The organism is Paenibacillus harenae, from assembly GCF_030812415.1.
GTDB classification, from domain to species: Bacteria; Bacillota; Bacilli; order Paenibacillales; family Paenibacillaceae; genus Pristimantibacillus; species Pristimantibacillus harenae_A.
Genome location: NZ_JAUSST010000003.1, coordinates 609,637 through 625,984, shown reverse-complemented (window position 1 = coordinate 625,984; position 16,348 = coordinate 609,637). Strand labels below are relative to the sequence as shown.

16 protein-coding genes are annotated in these 16,348 nt (G+C 51.0%); 5 read left to right on the top strand and 11 right to left on the bottom strand.

Annotation, left to right across the window (positions count from 1 at the left end; translation table 11 throughout):
* Positions 1-55: 55 nt before the first annotated feature.
* Together J2T14_RS12885 and J2T14_RS12880 are read right to left on the bottom strand one after the other, a co-directional pair.
* Positions 56-643 carry a TetR/AcrR family transcriptional regulator gene (locus J2T14_RS12885; RefSeq protein ID WP_307471338.1) on the bottom strand — a complete coding sequence of 196 codons (588 nt, stop codon included), beginning with the start codon at positions 641-643 and terminating at the stop codon, positions 56-58.
* A 129-nt stretch (positions 644-772) separates the two neighbouring features.
* The gene (locus J2T14_RS12880; protein ID WP_307471336.1) at positions 773-1,711 is read right to left on the bottom strand and encodes a hypothetical protein; all 939 of its coding nucleotides are present in this window, start codon (positions 1,709-1,711) and stop codon (positions 773-775) included.
* A 245-nt stretch (positions 1,712-1,956) separates the two neighbouring features.
* Between J2T14_RS12880 and J2T14_RS12875 the strand changes: the two genes are divergently transcribed.
* The 3 genes from J2T14_RS12875 (at position 1,957) to J2T14_RS12865 (ending at position 5,091) form a co-directional block, all read left to right on the top strand.
* Positions 1,957-2,511: a TetR/AcrR family transcriptional regulator gene (locus J2T14_RS12875; RefSeq protein WP_307471334.1), complete on the top strand. Its 555-nt coding sequence runs from the start codon at positions 1,957-1,959 to the stop codon at positions 2,509-2,511.
* A gap of 70 nt (positions 2,512-2,581) precedes the next feature.
* On the top strand, positions 2,582-3,976 hold the full coding sequence (locus J2T14_RS12870) for an MFS transporter (protein ID WP_307471332.1): 1,395 nt from the start codon (positions 2,582-2,584) through the stop codon (positions 3,974-3,976).
* 182 nt (positions 3,977-4,158) lie between these two features.
* Positions 4,159-5,091 carry an NAD(P)-dependent oxidoreductase gene (locus J2T14_RS12865; protein WP_307471330.1) on the top strand — a complete coding sequence of 311 codons (933 nt, stop codon included), beginning with the start codon at positions 4,159-4,161 and terminating at the stop codon, positions 5,089-5,091.
* Between the two features lie 73 nt (positions 5,092-5,164).
* Here the strand turns inward: J2T14_RS12865 and J2T14_RS12860 are convergent, their stop codons facing one another.
* Together J2T14_RS12860 and J2T14_RS12855 are read right to left on the bottom strand one after the other, a co-directional pair.
* A complete protein-coding gene (locus J2T14_RS12860) occupies positions 5,165-7,249 on the bottom strand; it encodes a hypothetical protein (protein WP_307471328.1) in 2,085 nt (694 codons plus the stop codon).
* 327 nt (positions 7,250-7,576) lie between these two features.
* Positions 7,577-8,251 (bottom strand): hypothetical protein, encoded by a 675-nt coding sequence (locus J2T14_RS12855; RefSeq protein WP_307471326.1) that lies wholly within the window; start codon positions 8,249-8,251, stop codon positions 7,577-7,579.
* Between the two features lie 147 nt (positions 8,252-8,398).
* On the opposite strand from J2T14_RS12855, the gene J2T14_RS12850 reads away from it, so the two are divergent.
* Positions 8,399-8,701, top strand: a complete 303-nt coding sequence (locus J2T14_RS12850) for a hypothetical protein (RefSeq protein ID WP_307471324.1) — start codon at positions 8,399-8,401, stop codon at positions 8,699-8,701.
* 217 nt (positions 8,702-8,918) lie between these two features.
* On the opposite strand, the gene J2T14_RS12845 is transcribed toward J2T14_RS12850, so the two are convergent.
* The 4 genes from J2T14_RS12845 to J2T14_RS12830 are packed head-to-tail and all read right to left on the bottom strand — an operon-like array spanning position 8,919 to position 12,693.
* Positions 8,919-9,833 carry an alpha/beta hydrolase gene (locus tag J2T14_RS12845; protein WP_307471322.1) on the bottom strand — a complete coding sequence of 305 codons (915 nt, stop codon included), beginning with the start codon at positions 9,831-9,833 and terminating at the stop codon, positions 8,919-8,921.
* 16 nt (positions 9,834-9,849) lie between these two features.
* A complete protein-coding gene (locus J2T14_RS12840) occupies positions 9,850-10,488 on the bottom strand; it encodes a bifunctional 4-hydroxy-2-oxoglutarate aldolase/2-dehydro-3-deoxy-phosphogluconate aldolase (protein WP_307471320.1) in 639 nt (212 codons plus the stop codon).
* 25 nt (positions 10,489-10,513) lie between these two features.
* Positions 10,514-11,797 (bottom strand): A/G-specific adenine glycosylase, encoded by a 1,284-nt coding sequence (gene mutY / locus J2T14_RS12835; RefSeq protein ID WP_307471318.1) that lies wholly within the window; start codon positions 11,795-11,797, stop codon positions 10,514-10,516.
* Positions 11,797-12,693 carry an AraC family transcriptional regulator gene (locus tag J2T14_RS12830; RefSeq protein ID WP_307471315.1) on the bottom strand — a complete coding sequence of 299 codons (897 nt, stop codon included), beginning with the start codon at positions 12,691-12,693 and terminating at the stop codon, positions 11,797-11,799. The genes mutY and J2T14_RS12830 overlap by 1 nt, the downstream gene beginning before the upstream one ends.
* Before the next feature lie 223 nt (positions 12,694-12,916).
* On the opposite strand from J2T14_RS12830, the gene J2T14_RS12825 reads away from it, so the two are divergent.
* The gene (locus tag J2T14_RS12825; RefSeq protein WP_307202516.1) at positions 12,917-13,270 is read left to right on the top strand and encodes a c-type cytochrome; all 354 of its coding nucleotides are present in this window, start codon (positions 12,917-12,919) and stop codon (positions 13,268-13,270) included.
* A gap of 137 nt (positions 13,271-13,407) precedes the next feature.
* Here J2T14_RS12825 and J2T14_RS12820 read toward each other — a convergent pair whose 3' ends face one another.
* From J2T14_RS12820 to J2T14_RS12810, 3 genes are all read right to left on the bottom strand, one after another.
* On the bottom strand, positions 13,408-13,638 hold the full coding sequence (locus J2T14_RS12820; RefSeq protein ID WP_307202518.1) for a hypothetical protein: 231 nt from the start codon (positions 13,636-13,638) through the stop codon (positions 13,408-13,410).
* 68 nt (positions 13,639-13,706) lie between these two features.
* Positions 13,707-14,099, bottom strand: a complete 393-nt coding sequence (acpS, locus tag J2T14_RS12815) for a holo-ACP synthase (protein WP_307471312.1) — start codon at positions 14,097-14,099, stop codon at positions 13,707-13,709.
* A 51-nt stretch (positions 14,100-14,150) separates the two neighbouring features.
* A complete protein-coding gene (locus J2T14_RS12810; protein ID WP_307471310.1) occupies positions 14,151-16,337 on the bottom strand; it encodes a copper resistance protein CopC in 2,187 nt (728 codons plus the stop codon).
* Positions 16,338-16,348 lie beyond the last annotated feature (11 nt).

The window sequence follows — 16,348 nt, the reverse complement described above, 5'->3', positions numbered from 1 at the left end:
TCCATTTGGATCATTATGACTGTCTGTACTGACTGACATGGTGATTACAAAAAAACTAGGGTGTTAAAGCCCTAGCAAAGATCTTTACGCTCTCTCGCATAAAGGGTTCAAGCTCAATGTTCGGATAGTTCTTGCCGGTTCCCAGGTCATTAATGAAGGCGCCGAAATGAGTCATCATAAACGCAAATGCTTGCATCTCCGGATTCGTCCGAATCATCTTGCCTTTATCGCCCATCTCGACGAAGTAACTCGTCAGAATATCAAGTAATTGCAGCGGATGCTGTTGTAACCTTTCTTTGAACCCGGGCAATTGGATTTCGTCCTTCATGCTAATCTGGATCAACTTTCGATTGCGGTTCATAATCCCATGGTACGTCTTGCAGACAGTGAACAGGTCTTCCTCCAGCTCCCACACCAGACTCTCCCTAAAAAGCTTGCGCATTTCTTCCGCATAGTGATACCGGTCGAGAGCGGATTCTAAGAGCTGCTGTTTGGTTCCGAAGTGGCGAAACAGAGTTTTCTCGCTTAGACCGGCCGCCGCTGCGATCTCTTGCGTAGTGACGCCATTGTAACCTCTTTCCGAGATGAGGTCGATGGCAGCCAGTAACAGTTTGTCGCTGCTCCCCAAAATGTTATCGTCCATTAACGAGTTTCCTTTCTCATCAAGAGTGTCTGTCAGTGGTTACTGACATAATCTTATTCCAATCTCTACCACCTGTCAAGGGATATTTACGGATAGCGATGTCAGCAAGGAAAAAGAATTCGCCCCCTATCAAACTAAAAGTCGATCCAATCCAATTGCACTGATTAATAATCTCTCTTTCTTAGTTCCAAGCATTTTTTGTGTCCAGTCCACAAAGCCTCCATCTCCAATGAAATACTCCCTATCTTCGATAACTGTCTTTATAGTGAATTGCAGACCTTTATAGTACTGATTTTCCTTATGGGGAGCTCCTGCGCTAATAACTACATCATCTAGTTCCAAACAATTCCCATATCCAATGATTCTTGATACCAAGCCAGCGCTGTCTTTATATCCGCTTCGCTCACTAAAAATAACCTCGATATTAGAATTGAAGAGTGTTTTGAAGATCGTTCGGTAAACTTCTATATGTTCCCACAATGATTTTTTCTCAAAGTCGTATGATCCTTGGTCAACTCCGGATGTTACCATGCAAAATAAGTGAAAGTGAGCGAGCATTCCTGGAGTATCGCCAAAATACTGTGCTCGTACATGCCTATGGGTAGTACAGAATCGGATGTAATCCTCTCTGGAGTATTTATTGTATTTAATCAGATCAGCGATATGTAACGCGATAAGATTCGTCGCATCTGAAACAACTTCCGTCCCCCGGAGTGCGGAAATGACCTTGTTTTGATCTACTGTACCTACTACTGAGGTACATCCCAAAGGGGCTACAGGCGACAACTGGAGTGGGGAAACTCCCTGATTCGCAGCTGCTTTTAGAATATCTATTTCCAGTTGTTTTAGCTGAATTGTTTCTACCTTGGCTGGATGAACGAACCGATTTTCTGCGTATCTCTTAAGCAGGTCATTCGGAGAAGACTTCTTAACCTTTTCATTAAACACTTTCAAAAGAAGCGTATTTAGATCGCTACCCGAAATCTGTTCTGTTAGGAGAGTTATTAAATCAGATTTCCCAAGGCTTTTTAGTATCCTCTCAAGGTCTGCTGAAAGTTCAGGTTTCAAATTGCTCACTCCTTCTCTTGCCTTGAGAAAGTAAAGGCTCATCATGTTGGATTATTATATTAGGAGTATAGGCTATGGTCAATACAGGAGTAAGGGGTAGAACGGAAAAATAGGCTTGCGCTTTCCAAAAGATTACATTACAATAGGATCAAAATGAAAGTAACCACTTGCATACATTTGAGCATGCAGGCCCTGGAAGGAGGGTTCCTATCTCAATCGGCAAAACAAGCACCGCGGAAAAGTTGATGTTGGCTGCGATCGACTTGGTCGCGGAATACGGGTATAATGGCGTATCCACGAAAGAGATTGCTTTAAGCGCCGGTGTAAATGAGGTGACGTTGTTCCGGCATTTCGGCAGCAAGCTTAATTTGCTGGAAAAGGCGTTCCACCGTTATCATTACGGGGAAGAAATGCAAAAGCTGTTTGACGAGAAGCTTGTCGGGAGCCTTCACGAAGATTTGTTGACCATCAGCCGGAAATACCATGAGCTTATGAACCGGAATCGGAGGCTCATTCAGATCGCGATGAAGGAGAAGCAGGTCATCAAGGAGTTTCAAGTATCGGCACGCATGCACCCGCAGAAGCTGCGGGATCTTCTGATTCAATATTTCTCGGAGATGCGTAAGAAAGGGAAATTGGCCGATTGCAATATGGAGGCGCAGGCGTTAGCCTTCATGTGGATGAACCTTGGCGCGTTTGTCAGTGAGTTGAACGAGGATCGGATGTCCTCTTCTTTCGTCGCCATGGATGAATTTATCGAAGAAAGCGTTAGAACCTTTGCTAGGGCGTTAACACCCTAGTTTTTTTTGAAACATATGCAAGTAAGTACATGCATACACTTACACTTGAATTTAAAAAGGAGAATGATTCATGAACACTACCCTTTCATCGAATGCGGGGGAGAAGCTGCTGCGGGTCATGCTGGTTACGTTAATGCTGTCTTCCATGAGCGCGCTTATGTTCAATATTGTATTGCCGGGGATAAGCGTAGAGTTCGATTTATCGCTTGCCGAGGTCAGCTGGATGTCTTCGGCTTATTCACTGATTTACGCGGTCGGAACCGTCACTTACGGGAAGCTGTCCGATCGCTTCAAGCTGAAGAACATCATTACATTCGGCCTTCTGTTATTCGCGGCCGGTTCTTTGCTCGGTCTGTTCTCGCAGACATTCAGCATGGCGCTCGCGGCCCGGATTCTTCAATCGGCCGGAGCGGCGTCCATTCCAGCCATTTGCTTGCTTATTCCGATCCGGTATTTCGAGGCTGATCGGCGTGGCGCAGCGCTTGGCATGGCGGCTGTCGGTCTCGCGCTCGGCAGCGCGCTTGGCCCGGTTCTGGCTTCCCTGCTCACCAGCTTCGCCGATTGGAGATGGCTGTTCTGTTTCCCGCTCGCGCTTCTCTTCACGATCCCGTTCTACCGTAACTATTTGCGAGACGGCGAGACCAATGCCAGCGTCAAGTTCGATTGGCTCGGCGGCATTCTGCTCGGGGCCGCGGCCGGGCTAACGCTAGTCGGATTTACGAACGCCTCTTGGATATTCTTGATAGCCGGTTTACTATTCGGGGTTCTATTCATCTTGCGCATCCGTAATACCGATGAACCGTTCGTCCGACCCGAGCTGTTCCGCAACCGGAAGTACGTGATGATGTTGATCGTTGCCGTCTTCGTGAACGGAATCGGCGTATCGTTATATTTCCTTACGCCAATCCTGTTATCCCGCGTGCAGGAGCTTCCTCCGTATCTCATCGGCTTTGCCATGGTTCCCGCAGCCGCAGCCTCCGCGCTGCTCGGAAGAAAAGGGGGGAAGCTGGCGGATAAGAAGGGGAATGCCTTCGTGTACGGCATCGCATCCGTCCTTATTTCTTCGTGCATGGTGCTGCTCTCTACTTTTACCGCCGCGCCGGCTTGGTTTATCGCGTCATTCCTCGTGCTCGGCAACGTAGGGCAGTCGTTGATGATGATCACGATGTCGAACACGGTATCGCAGACGCTTCCGAAGGAACAAATCGGCGTAGGCATGGGCTTATTCTCGATGTGCGGTTTCATTACACATGGCATGGCTTCGGGCATCTACGGCATCGTCTCGGATGTGCAATCGGCCGTCATGTGGAATCCATTCCACCAGCATAGCGGCAGTGCCGTTCTGAGCAACCTTTATCTCGTTCTTGCGGTTTTGCAGCTCTGCGTGCTTGCGTTCTACCTCGCAAAGTTCGGGGCGAAGCGCAAACTCGGGATTCAAGAACCGAGCCAAGCAAGCGCGAAGTAACGCAAGCCGCCGATAAGTTCAATACACTCATCCGATATTAAGCAGAAAAAAGAAAATGATCTAACGCATTCAAGGCCGGGAGCATGATGAATCGCTCCAGGGCCTTTTTTATTTTGTATTGACATTGACACTAGTGTAATCCTTTATGATTTGTCTAATCCCATCCGAGAGGAGTTTTATCCATGCAAAATAGCAACCGAAGCGAGAATATTTTTGTTGGAACCGAGAATACAACTCGGAAGAGCAAATCGGTGACGGTCATCGGGCTTGGTCCAATGGGTCAGGCGATGGCGGCAGCTCTCCTAGAGCATGGCTATAAGGTGACCGTGTGGAACAGGACTTCAAGCAAAGCGGACGAACTCGTAACAAAAGGAGCCGTCAAGGCGTCCACGATCCACGAAGCGTTGGCGGTCAACGAGCTAATCATCCTCAGCCTAACGGACTACGATGCGATGTACGCTATTCTCGAACCGGCATCGGAGCACCTGTCCGGCAAAGTTCTCGTCAACCTGAGTTCTGATACTCCGAAGAAATCGCGCGAGGCGGCGAAGTGGCTGGCCGACCATGGAGCCGGGCACCTCACAGGCGGCGTTCAGGTCCCTCCTTCGGGCATCGGCAAACCGGAGTCCTCCACTTACTACAGCGGTCCGAAAGAGCTGTTCGAGGCCCATAAGGAAACGCTCGAAGTGCTGACAGGAACCGATTATCGGGGCGAAGACCCGGGACTTGCAGCGCTGTACTACCAGATTGGGATGGACATGTTCTGGACATCCATGCTCAGCTACCTTCATGCCTCTGCGGTGGCCCAAGCGAACGGCATTACGGCTGAGCAGTTTCTGCCATACGCCTCAGAGACAATGTCGACGCTGCCGAAGTTCATCGAGTTCTACACGCCACGGATTAACGCGGGCGAATATCCCGGCGACGTGGACAGACTTGCCATGGGATTGGCGAGCGTCGAGCACGTAATTCATACGACCCAAGATGCCGGCATCGACATCACCTTGCCAACCGCTGTTCTGGAAGTTTTCAGACGCGGCATGGAGTACGGTCACGCAGGCAATAGCTTCACCAGCCTCATTGAAATCTTCAAGAATTCCGAAATTCGTCCATAAAAAATCGGCCATTCCTAACGGGATGGCCTTTTGAACTGATTTTATATTGAAGTGTGCTTTGAAATAGAATCGATTATGGATAGGTTAGCCCGTTAAGGTGAACATTTTCCAATCCGGCATGAGTCGTCCTCATGATGTTGACCATTTCCGTATACGGCTGATCCTGTTGATTGACTAGGCCCACGTTGTAGCTTTCTCCGTCCGGACGCCCGGTTACCGGCTGATCATAGTAGGAATACCAGCCCGAGCCGACAAACAATGGATGCGCAGCCTGGCTTTCCGCAAAAGCTTGGTATGCCAATCCTCTTTCCCTTATGCTTGTTGTCACCGTAGCCAAGCTGATATAGGAAAGTCCGCGTTCGGACGAACCGAAAGAATGCTCCAGATTCAAGAGGGGCTTTCCGTAACCTTCGTATCTGGAAATCCAGCTTCCGTCCCTTGAATAACTGTCAACGGAGAAGACGTCTACATAATTCATGGCCGCATGGTCCCAATCCAGGCTGGTTCGCCAAGTAGGAACGATGGACGTGCCTAGGAACAGATGGTTCGGATCGTATTTTTTAATAATGTCTCTGATCATGGAATGGTAAGTTCCGGACGCCAGCCTGATATATCCCGATACGTCAGCCGCGGGAACTTTGGCGATATCGACCGGGATATCCTTCAAAGCTTCGAACGAGGCGGCGTTCGTGCCCAGAACCTGATTAACCGAGGCTAGGCTGCCATTGTATTTTTGCGCAAGAAAATCAATGAATGCGCTTTTCGCCGGAGAGGACGCAGAATAGGTCAGCACCTCTTTTACGATATCGGTAGTCCAGCCCGCTTCATTATCGTAGGTATAGCCGATCAACCATTTGCTGTATCTCGTATTTAGAAGCTGCGCCTTCAGCGCGTTCTCGATGATGGGTCCGCTCTGCGGATCGAATACGTCGTACGTCCATAGGATCCTTCTCAAAGTCGAGGGGTCCTGCAGCGATTGAATGTACGGGAACGTCACGCTTTTCGGTTTGGTCCACTTGCTGAACGTATTAAACCCCCACTGGATCAAACGCTTCTTCGTGATATCCTCCCATTTCGACTCAAAGTCGCTTCCGTATTTTTTCATGACATTGGCGACGACGAAACTGACGTATTCGCCGCCCGCATCTCTGGTGTAGGCGGGTGCGTAAGCGGTACGATCGGGCAATGCCTCGAAAATCTGCTTGAGGGTGCCGTCCGGTTTCAGGATCGGCGTCTTATATCCGGACTCCCACAAACTTGTTGCATCCACTCCTTTTACAATAAAGGGATATCCGTCCGGCGTAATAAACCACCATTTTCCGTTGATGGCCTGAAGCCTGAAGTACCCGGTGCTTGCTTGCTTCCCTAAGCTTTTAATGCCTCCATATTGATCATATTTCGTGGCATCCAGAGCAATATTCGCCAAGGCAGCGGCCTCATTGGCATATTCCGTCCGCATCTGTGTTTCGGTTGCGACCTTTCCCGGCCAGGTTTCATTCATCCATTGACCGAACCTGTCCGCCAGCAGGGCCTCTTTCTTCAGTTCGGCTTGCAGGTCTTCCTGGGTAAGAGACGGGCTCGGATTTTGCCCCTCAACGCCCGAACCTCTATAAATCTCGACTTCCGTCAGAGGAATATGTTGATAAGCTTGGGTACGCCTAATGTTCAGCACGATGAACCTGGCCGACATGTCCGACATCGGGACGGTGACCGAATAGTTTAAATCGGTTCCCGTTCTTACGTGTCTGGTTGCAATGTAATACCCCGTCGCCGACTCGGGACGGTACTTTACGGTAATATCCTTAAATCCCCAATATTTGTTGGGTGAATTCAACACGATGCGGATCTGACTCAAAGGGTAGTCCTTCAACAAATCAATAACTACATTTACGGTTGGGTGCGAGGTTGCGCTACCCATCCAGCCAGCGTAAGCCGGGGTTCCGTCGAACAAGACGCCGTCCGCCGCGGATATAACGCCGGACTCTTTCCAGTCGGGAGAGTTCCCTCCGTTCGGAGCAGGGCTATGAAGATAGTTCCCTGTCTTAAGCATAATGCCTTCCCCTCCAATTTCACCGATTGGGACAAAAATGGCTGTGACGACAAATGCCAGCAAGAACGTTAATATACCGCTGCGATTATACTTAGATCTTCTTTTCATATTATGTTGAGCCTCCGGTTGGTGTGATACTCAAGATATCGTAATCTCGAACGGATAATATTATAGTTATGTTTTCCCATTTTCCCGGCTCGCTTGGCACAGTTTTTCTTGTTTCCATGATGTGGTAGAGTAATTAGTAACGTTTATCTTAATGAAATGTCCGGTTTGCATAGGCGCGTGGCCGAAACCACCATCATTATCCGAAGCACAAGCGGAATACGGAACATTGATCCCAATAAAAAACAGCGTCAGCCAAGGACGAAATAAAGTCCTAGACTACCGCTGTATTTTGAACTATTCATCTTAATTGAATGAACCCGCACGGATTTAGTTATTTGATTTAATCCATATACGAAGGGGGCCAAGCGTTGTCCATCCAGATAAAAGAGCTGATGTTAGAGAATCGCCGCTTTCATATCCCACCATCGGTATTCCTGGGAAATAGGCCGAAACAATTTTAGCTATATCTGACCACACACTTTTTTTGCAGTTTGAAAAAACATTGGATATCCCCACAGCATTAGCGCTCAAGTTAGCAATGAACCCTGATCGTTCGCCGTTTATCTCGTGCACAAAGATTTTCACATCTTGATGCTTTAACAGATCTGGCCTAATCACTTTTTGCAATCCATTTGCTAATACCCACTGCGTTAAATCTTTTTCGTTCGTAACGGCACTCCATTCCGCTTGGACAAAATCAACGTCAGTAACTGGTGCATGATAAATCCATTTTGCCTCAAATAATATTTCAAAACCATAAGGTACCATATCAAGATTAGCAAAACTATCTTTTATACTGAATATTTCTCTTTTTCCTACAAAATCCATTACTTCCTCACTTGTTGCATGCCTACTTGAAGTAATGATATCGGGGTAATAATCAGGTGCTTTCGAAAGCAGTCCCCACGCATGTTCACTTGAATTTTGAGTAAGTCCGTGCAAATCGCAAACAATCCCGCACCAAAGGATATTATTTAAAACCGCTTTGTCTATGAGCATCATTAATATATTTCCCCTTGACTTCAAATTCTCCAATCAGATTTCTGTTGAAGGCTTTTCTAGAGCTTCATTTTTCCATTTTTAATAAAAAGCTCTGCTTTTACTTTATTCGCTTTCGACCAGATAAATATTTGTTAAGGAGGTGTAGATTTGAAAAACATATTAAGTATTTTGCTTACAATTTTATTAAGCAGTTTATTATTTGCTTGTAGTTCAGAGGGAGTAAAAGCAACTTTTATAGGAACCATTGAGGAGATGAATGGTGATTCAGCTCCTGTTTATGTAGATGAAGGGGACATTCTTAGTTCGGGAAAGAGCGTATATGTTGACCTTTCGGTAAATAGTGAAGCGACATTCGAAGTTGGAGATAAGATAAAAGTCGGCTATGACGGTACGGTACGGGAAACGTCGCCGCTTGGTATTGATACACTTTCAGTACTATTAGTTGAGTGAACATTGACCCGGATTGTGGACGGTTTAAACAAACCATCGCGGAATTAAGCTGCGAGTAGATGACCCTTGAATTCAGCGTATGACCATCTTGTAATCAAACTGTAATATTTCTCTCATCTAGGATTCATCTTCGGCCTATATACTTATCCCATGACCCCCCTTATTATATATTATCTCTTGTAGCCTGCGGCTTCGTGCCGCAGGCATCTTTTTTTATTCACTTCATATTGGCGTTTAAGAATGGAAGCACTGCGCTCCAAAAAGCCGGATCCTGCTCGGATGCGCTGTGGCCGCTTGATTGTACGAACAACGTCTTCATCGTCTCCTCAGGCAGATCGCTTCGCAATTGCTTCAAATCTTCCGAGCCGATGAAATGATCGCCATCCGAGTGAACCATAAGCACCGGAACTTTCCCGGCGGCACGACTCCCCGCATGCTTTTGCAGAATAGCCTTGATGTCTGCTTCTCTGTATTGCCTCCTCGATATGCCTGCGCGAATGAGCCATATCGAAGGGATCAAATAAGCGAGCGGAAATATCGGCATCTTCTTCCGTCTCAGCTCGGCCTTCAGCATCGTATCGAATCGCACGGGCATCGAATCGGTCACAATAACGCTTACCTCAGCGCCATGATCAACGGCAAGCAGCGCCCCGAAGCCGCCCAGAGAATGGCCTAGTACGGCAATGCGCTTTGCGTCTAGCCCAGGCATGTTCTTGGCAGCAGCGATAGCTGCCAGCATATCGTCGCGGAACATAAGCGCCGACGGCGCTTTGATCGGTTCGCTGTCTCCGTGGCTTCGCGCATCATACATAAATACGGCGTAGCCCGCCTCGTATAGCGGTCTCGCATAGCGCAGCACGCGCGTCCGGTTCGAGCCCCAGCCGTGCGCTACAATAACGACCGGCTTCTCCCCTTCGCGCTTCTCTCCTATAGTCGAGACAGGCTGTAACAGCCAGCCTTCTATGCTTGATCCGCCGCTTGTGAACGAAAGCGATTGCCAATCCGTCGTAACATCGGGCTTCTCGGCGTTCGGTAGTTTGCGGGGCTGCTGGCTCTTCGCGCCAATGTTCCATATCAATATTGCCGCTAAGACTGAAATAACCGCAACGATCAGTATAAAAACGATTCCCATATGCAGCTGCCTCCGTCTACAGAGCCAGATGACGAACCGCGTCCGCGAACAGCTTAGCCCGTTCCGTTACCTGATCGAACTTCCCTTCGCGAACCCATTCCAGGTTGACGAGCTTGCCGCCCATTCCAACCGCATTGGCTCCTGCTTTGAAGTAGTCGGCAATATTGTGCAGGTCGACACCGCCTGTCGCCATAATCGGAACCGAATCCAGCGGGCCGCGGAGTTCCTTCAGGTAGCCCACGCCCAGCGTCCCCATCGGGAACAGCTTGACCGCCTCAGCGCCTGCCTTCAGCGCCCTAACGATTTCCGTCGGCGTCATAACGCCGGGCCAGACCGAGATGCCGCGCTCGCGCCCGAACGCAATCACTTCCTCGTCCAGATTCGGCGAGATGATGAATTGCGCCCCGGCGGCGGCGGCCTGCTCTGCAAGCGTTACGTCAAGAACCGTTCCGGCGCCGACAGCCGCCTTGCCATCGAACTTGTTGCGCCACCGCTCGATCATCGCTGCCGCTCCGTCCGTATTCATCGTAATTTCCATCATATGAATGCCGCCGTCGATCAAAGCTTGCGCCGCGTTATCCGCATGCTTGTCCTCAATCCCTCTTAATATGGCCACAATTTTGTGCTTTAGCAGCAAATCAAGCATTTCGCTCATCTTCGTTCCTCCGCTCTATTTTCATTTACTCCCAGAAGTCACGCAAAATCCGCAAAAATATATTCGGGAAAGGAAGCACATCCATATCCTCCGGTCCAATCCATGCATATTCTTTCGGAAGCTCTCTCTCCGCGACAGCAATTGCGGCAGAAGCGTATAAATCCGAGGCACCCGCTCGCTCGCAGCTTACGCTGCCGAATGCAAAGTCGCCTTCGGCTCGCCCGGCATCCATATATCCGCTTGCCGCTTCGGCAGCTATACCGTAAGCCTCCGCCTTCTCGGCTGTCAGACCCTCGCCGCCTAAGTCGGCCAAATAGACGCGCATTTTCCAATGAATATGACTGAATACGTGATCCGTGTCTAAGAACCAGCGGCGAGGGCGAATGAGCAAGCTTGTCTCATCATGCAGCAGCTTGCCTAGCAGCTCAGCTAGCTCCTGCTGCTCCTTAGGCATGCTCTCATCAAGCAGCCCCGCCTTGTCCTTCGCAAGCAGCAGATGAGGAAGCTCCCACATTTGCGCCAGCAATCCTGTATCCGGACGTCTTCTTACGAGCACCTTGCCCGCATTTGCCCCGCTTCCGAGCACGATTGCAGCCACGCGCTGCTCCGGCCGCGGCGGCTTCGCCTTCGTCTTGATCGGCAATTCGCCCTCCCGGCCTTCAAGCCGTCCCTTGCAATGCTCCATAACCGGGCAAGTCAGGCAGCCCGGCGACTTCGGCGTGCACACCAGAGCGCCGAGCTCCATGAGCGCCTGATTAAAGTCGCCGGCGGCTCCATCGGGAATAAGCGATACGGCCAGCTTCTCGATGGAAACGCGCGTGGCAGGCTTCGCAATGTCGTCCTCCAGGCAAAAGTAGCGCGACAATACCCTCATCACGTTCCCGTCTACTGCCGGCTCTGGCCGGTTGAACGCAATGCTCATTATCGCCCCGCTCGTGTACGGGCCTACGCCCTTCAGTCCAGCTACGGCTGATTTGTCATCGGGCACCCTCCCGCCATACTTCAGTACGACCTCTCTGGCTCCAGCCTGCAAGTTACGCGCACGCGAATAGTAGCCAAGGCCCTCCCAGCACTTGAGCACCTCTTCCTCCGGCGCTTCAGCCAGCGCCGCAGCGGTCGGGAACTTGTTCATGAACCGGTTGTAATACGGAATGACGGTATCTACCCTCGTCTGCTGCAGCATGATTTCGGACACCCATATCCGGTATGGATCGCGGCTCAGTCGCCATGGCAAATCCCGCTTCTGCCGACGATACCACGTAAGAAGCTCTTGGCTGAAATATTGACTGGCTTCTTCCATCTTTGTCATTAGCTATAGTCCTCCTCATTATGATGAACCGATGTTCGCTCGGTAACTGGCTGGCAGAACGCGCTTGACCGCGCTATACGGCGATATTGATTTGGCGAAATGCCGGTATGGCGCTTGAACAGCCGTGACAAATAATGATTTTGCATCCCTGCCCGTCGCGCTACCTCCGCAATCGGCTCGGCCGTCTCGACAAGCAACCGTTTCGCTAGCGCCAGTCTGCGGTTCGTTACGTATTGGATCGGCGAGCATCCCATCATATTTTTGAAGGAGGTAATGAAATAGTTGGGATGGAGAAAAGCTACCTTAGCCAGCTCTTCAATCTGAATGTTGCGATGGAGCTGCTGCTCGATATATGCGAGTACCTCGTTCCACTTGGTATCGTCGAAGCTTGCATCGACATGCTGCTCCTTCCGGCTATAGCTCGCATCGAAGTATAAGGCGAACAGCTCCAGCAGCACCGCCTTCATCCTAAGCTCGCGCGTCAGCTCTTGCGAGGTCTGCAGCTGTATGAGCTTCGTGAACAATTGCTTCACTTGGCGATCGTCCTTAACCTCAATGTAAGCCGGCATTTGCTGCGACTCGACGAATTGCATATCGGCTGGATCCAGACGATAGTGACACCAATAACGTCCGAACGTCTCGTCGCCCTTAGTCCCGTACGATTGCAGCTTGCCAGCCGGCATCAGAAACAGCTGACCGCGTTTCACGCTATAGCTGATATGATCCATCTCCAGCCAACCCTCGCCCTTGTCCACATAGCAGAAGCGGTAAAAGTCAGGCTCGGCGTTATTTTCGCACCAGCCGGCGCTGCTCTGCGAATAAGCCGTCATGATGACGTCGGCATGGATACGGTTCAATTGATTTTGCATAATACTTTCTATTGTCGGGTTCATCATATCTCCTGTTGTACCGCGTTTCTAACGCAAATAGCCCGGCGGGAATAGAACGGGCACATGTTTTTTTGGGGCAGCAAAGTATGTATAAGCGGCTTATACTTTGTTATATTTTTAGATAGTAGCCCCATAGAGTCTACCTTTCTATTATACGGACTATTACAATAAAATCATATGGATGTTAACGAATTCGGCAATTGGAAAGTGTAGAGAGGGGATAGCAGTAATGAAACAACAACAAAGGATCGCTATAGTCGGTAAAATAGTTACGGTATCCACGCTGCTGGTTATGCTGGCAGCTTGCGGCGGCGGGGGCGTGCAGCGGAAGGGCGCCGGTCTTGGGGATGCCCCCGCCGGGGTCGCATCCGTCTACAAAGCCAACTGCGTCAGTTGCCATGGTACAGAGCTGCAAGGAAGAATGGGGCCTGTCACAAACCTGCAGCAGGTAGGCGCACGTCTCGAAGCAGCCGATATCGTGAAGCAGATCGAGGAAGGCGAAGGTTCGATGCCGTCTTTCAAGGAGCGTCTAAGCGCGGAGGAGATCGACGGTCTGGCGGAGTGGCTGGCCGGGAAGAAGTAGATCATATGAAAAGCGGCTTGGCATCTGCGCCAAGCCGCTCTTTTATTAGAGAACATTGTGTTTTACTCGAGAAACTTCCGTTAGTATACGATAGAAAAGTGCTGATTGGTGATTAGCCGTCAAAAACTTCAAGCACTCTAGTATCCGATATGATGACCGTTCATCTTCGGAGCTTTGCCGCCGTAATCGAGCACGGACGGTCCCGTGTAGGTCCAGCTCGTCTCGCCCATCTGCGGATGCGAAGGAAACAGCTCGCCCTGCATCAGCACAAGATCGCCGCCCCAATCATCGGAATACAGCCCATCGTACTGAACCCATTGCCCGGTCTTGAATCTGCGCTTCGCCTTCTGCTGCCGATCTTCTCTCATCGCCGTCAACTCCCTCTCGCCGCATATGCATGGTATATTACATTCCAAGTATGGGCAAAAGGTTCCCGCTATATTCGTTCCGCTACGACAAAAGCGGAGGCCAGCGTTCGCTCGTGCGTAATGGTCACATGAATCCGAACCTCCGCTGCCGACTGACCGAGGCGTCTCCAAGCCTGTTCGGATAACGTGCAAATAGGCTTGCCGCATTCATCTCTTCCGATCGAAATATCGGCAAAACCGACCGTGGCGCCGATTCCGCAGCCAAGCGCCTTCACGACCGCTTCCTTGGCCGCGAATCTCCCAGCCGTGAACTGCCGCAGCCGTTCCGCCGAATAGCCCGCCGACAGCTCTCGCTCTGCGACCGTGAGCACGCGCTCCACGAATCTTGCTCCAGTACGGCCGTTCATAATTTGCGTTACCCGCTCTATATCCGTTAGATCATGTCCGATCCCGACGATCATTCTCACACCTGCCTTATATGAAGGTGAGATTAGCAGATGCAGGTAGGGAAGTCAAGAATTTGTCTGACGCTCATAGTGAAAATCATTGTCCAGAGCGTCTATTATATCAACCGTAATGACGTAGTCGACTGAACGTTCTATAAAAGCTCCTGCCGCGTAGAACGTATATTTGATGAAACCGGGGTATGACCCGGCATCCGCTTCCGGAGGCTGCAGCTTAAACGGAATGGCTTGCGGCAACTGCTTCAAATCTGCCTCCCTTTCCGAATTCGGAACAATCGACACGTCAATCTTCTCCGGAGGGCCGCTTCCTTCCGGGAGCCATACATGCAGGTTTGCCTTCTGACTTCCGGAATCGTTATCCTCATGGATTCGGAGCGTCATATGGGCTTGCTCGCCCATAACATGCCAATAGAACGGCATGCCCTCGGCCTGCGATGCAGATTCGGAAGGCGGAGAAGTCGTTGAGAGCATGCCTGCCATCACGAACAAAGCTGCAGCAAGCAAGATTTCCACTCTAACGCCGATTAGCAGCCTCCTTAATGCAGCTGTCCGTTTGCTTTCGTCAGCCTTAGCGGCATCACCCGCTTCCTGCGCTTTCGCCAGCCTTGGCATAAAGACGACGCGATGCACGGCTGCTATAACGAGAACGAGCAGCAGCAGACCGGATTTGATGACAATCAGGTTGCCGTAATCTTCGGTAACAAGTTGCTTCCATGAGCTGAGCCTTCTCGCCGACAGCCATATGCCGCTCGCAACGATGAGCATCATGCTTGGCAAAGCCCATAACGAGAAACGCTCGGCCGTAAGCTTCAAGGCGGTTGCCGCATGACGGCTGCAGGTTAGCGAGACGAGTCCGGCAAGGCCGCCAAGCCATATGGCGGCTGCCCCCATATGGACCGCATGAGCAAGGATGGCCGCTCCAGCGTCCGTAAGCTCAGCGTAGGCATGCCCGGTCAGCGGGAACGTCATGATGACGCACGCTGCCGCCGCTGCTTTTACGATATTCGCGAAGCGCTGCTCGCGAGCCGGTGCAAATGCAAGCAGCAGCAAGAGCGCCGCGGCTAAGGGACGGAGGACGGCGATCTTGCCGACCATCGTACCGGTTGCAATCTGCTGAAGCGGTATGCCTCCAAGGTCGTTCGAGAGCATCGTCAGCCGCCACAACCCCGTTGCCAGCCACACGGCCACGGCTACCGCCGTAGCTACCCGCTCTGCCCGCTGCGTGAAGCAAGAAGGAGCATCGGTAGCGTAATCTCTCCATATGCAATAGCGAAAGAAGAGCATCGCAGCAAGCCAGGCGGATACGAGCACATCCGCAGTCCGAAGCGCCGTTATCAACTTCTGACCGCCCTCATGGTCATGCTCGTCGCCTGCATGGTTATGCTCGCCATCCGCATTCGATCCTAACATCTCTTGTTCAACTTCCGAAGCGGCATCCGTTTCTGGGGAATTCCCATGTGTTGAGCTATTATCCCCGTTTCCTTTACCTTGTTCCTCCACCTCTATATTAACGGTAGGCGTATCGGTTGTCGCTTCGTATGGTATTAGTGTCGTCTCAATCTCTGCCGTAGAACCCGCTTCCTGAGCTTCCACTCCCTCCGAGCCTTCGACGGAGGTGCCACCTTGAGCTGGCGGAGGCGTGGACGAGACATCCGAGTCGTCCGCATCGCCCTTGCCGCTCATGCCGCTCGGCTTCGGCTTCGCTGAAGGTTGCGGCTCGCCATAGGCAGGCGGCTTCGGCTTTGCGCTTGCGGTCGGCCTCGAGGTGTCTGCAGGTTTCACGCCGCTATCTACGCTGCCCCCGGTTGCCGAATCATCTGATCCGCCGCCATCGAGCGAAGCCGTCTCATCCGGCTGCGTCAGCGTCAGCTTACCGCCTACCGCGAAGCGGAATGAGCCGTCCGTAATATGCGTATCGAGCGACAGCACCTGCCATACGACCTTGTATTCGCCGTTATCCAGCTTCGGTATCGTATAGATAAGCGTCCTATCGCCATCGGCGCTCAGCTTGCCCGTAATGCTGCTGCCGTCGCCAGCTTTCACAAGCGTGACGCTGCTAAGCTTCGTATCGATTTTCTCCGTGAACGTAAGCTTAACGGCCCCTGGCGAAGCTTGCAGCTCCGCGTCCTGCAGCGGCGTCGAATGGGCAAGATAGGCATGCGCCGAGACGAAGCTCGGCAAGCATGCCCACATGAACCAAATCGTTATGCTAATGAGGCTAATACGTTTGATCATCGCGTATCGGA

Bases quoted from the DNA above. Each gene is read 5' to 3' on its own strand.
- J2T14_RS12875 (WP_307471334.1), top strand. From the start codon at position 1,957: ATGTTGGCTGCGATCGACTTGGTCGCGGAATACGGGTATAATGGCGTA.
- J2T14_RS12845 (WP_307471322.1), bottom strand. From the start codon at position 9,833: ATGGGAATCGTTTTTATACTGATCGTTGCGGTTATTTCAGTCTTAGCG.
- acpS (WP_307471312.1), bottom strand. From the start codon at position 14,099: ATGATCGTCGGGATCGGACATGATCTAACGGATATAGAGCGGGTAACG.
- J2T14_RS12860 (WP_307471328.1), bottom strand. From the start codon at position 7,249: ATGAAAAGAAGATCTAAGTATAATCGCAGCGGTATATTAACGTTCTTG.
- J2T14_RS12870 (WP_307471332.1), top strand. From the start codon at position 2,582: ATGAACACTACCCTTTCATCGAATGCGGGGGAGAAGCTGCTGCGGGTC.
- J2T14_RS12825 (WP_307202516.1), top strand. From the start codon at position 12,917: ATGAAACAACAACAAAGGATCGCTATAGTCGGTAAAATAGTTACGGTA.
- J2T14_RS12810 (WP_307471310.1), bottom strand. From the start codon at position 16,337: ATGATCAAACGTATTAGCCTCATTAGCATAACGATTTGGTTCATGTGG.
- J2T14_RS12830 (WP_307471315.1), bottom strand. From the start codon at position 12,693: ATGATGAACCCGACAATAGAAAGTATTATGCAAAATCAATTGAACCGT.
- mutY (WP_307471318.1), bottom strand. From the start codon at position 11,797: ATGACAAAGATGGAAGAAGCCAGTCAATATTTCAGCCAAGAGCTTCTT.
- J2T14_RS12865 (WP_307471330.1), top strand. From the start codon at position 4,159: ATGCAAAATAGCAACCGAAGCGAGAATATTTTTGTTGGAACCGAGAAT.
- J2T14_RS12855 (WP_307471326.1), bottom strand. From the start codon at position 8,251: ATGATGCTCATAGACAAAGCGGTTTTAAATAATATCCTTTGGTGCGGG.
- J2T14_RS12885 (WP_307471338.1), bottom strand. From the start codon at position 643: ATGGACGATAACATTTTGGGGAGCAGCGACAAACTGTTACTGGCTGCC.
- J2T14_RS12820 (WP_307202518.1), bottom strand. From the start codon at position 13,638: ATGAGAGAAGATCGGCAGCAGAAGGCGAAGCGCAGATTCAAGACCGGG.
- J2T14_RS12840 (WP_307471320.1), bottom strand. From the start codon at position 10,488: ATGAGCGAAATGCTTGATTTGCTGCTAAAGCACAAAATTGTGGCCATA.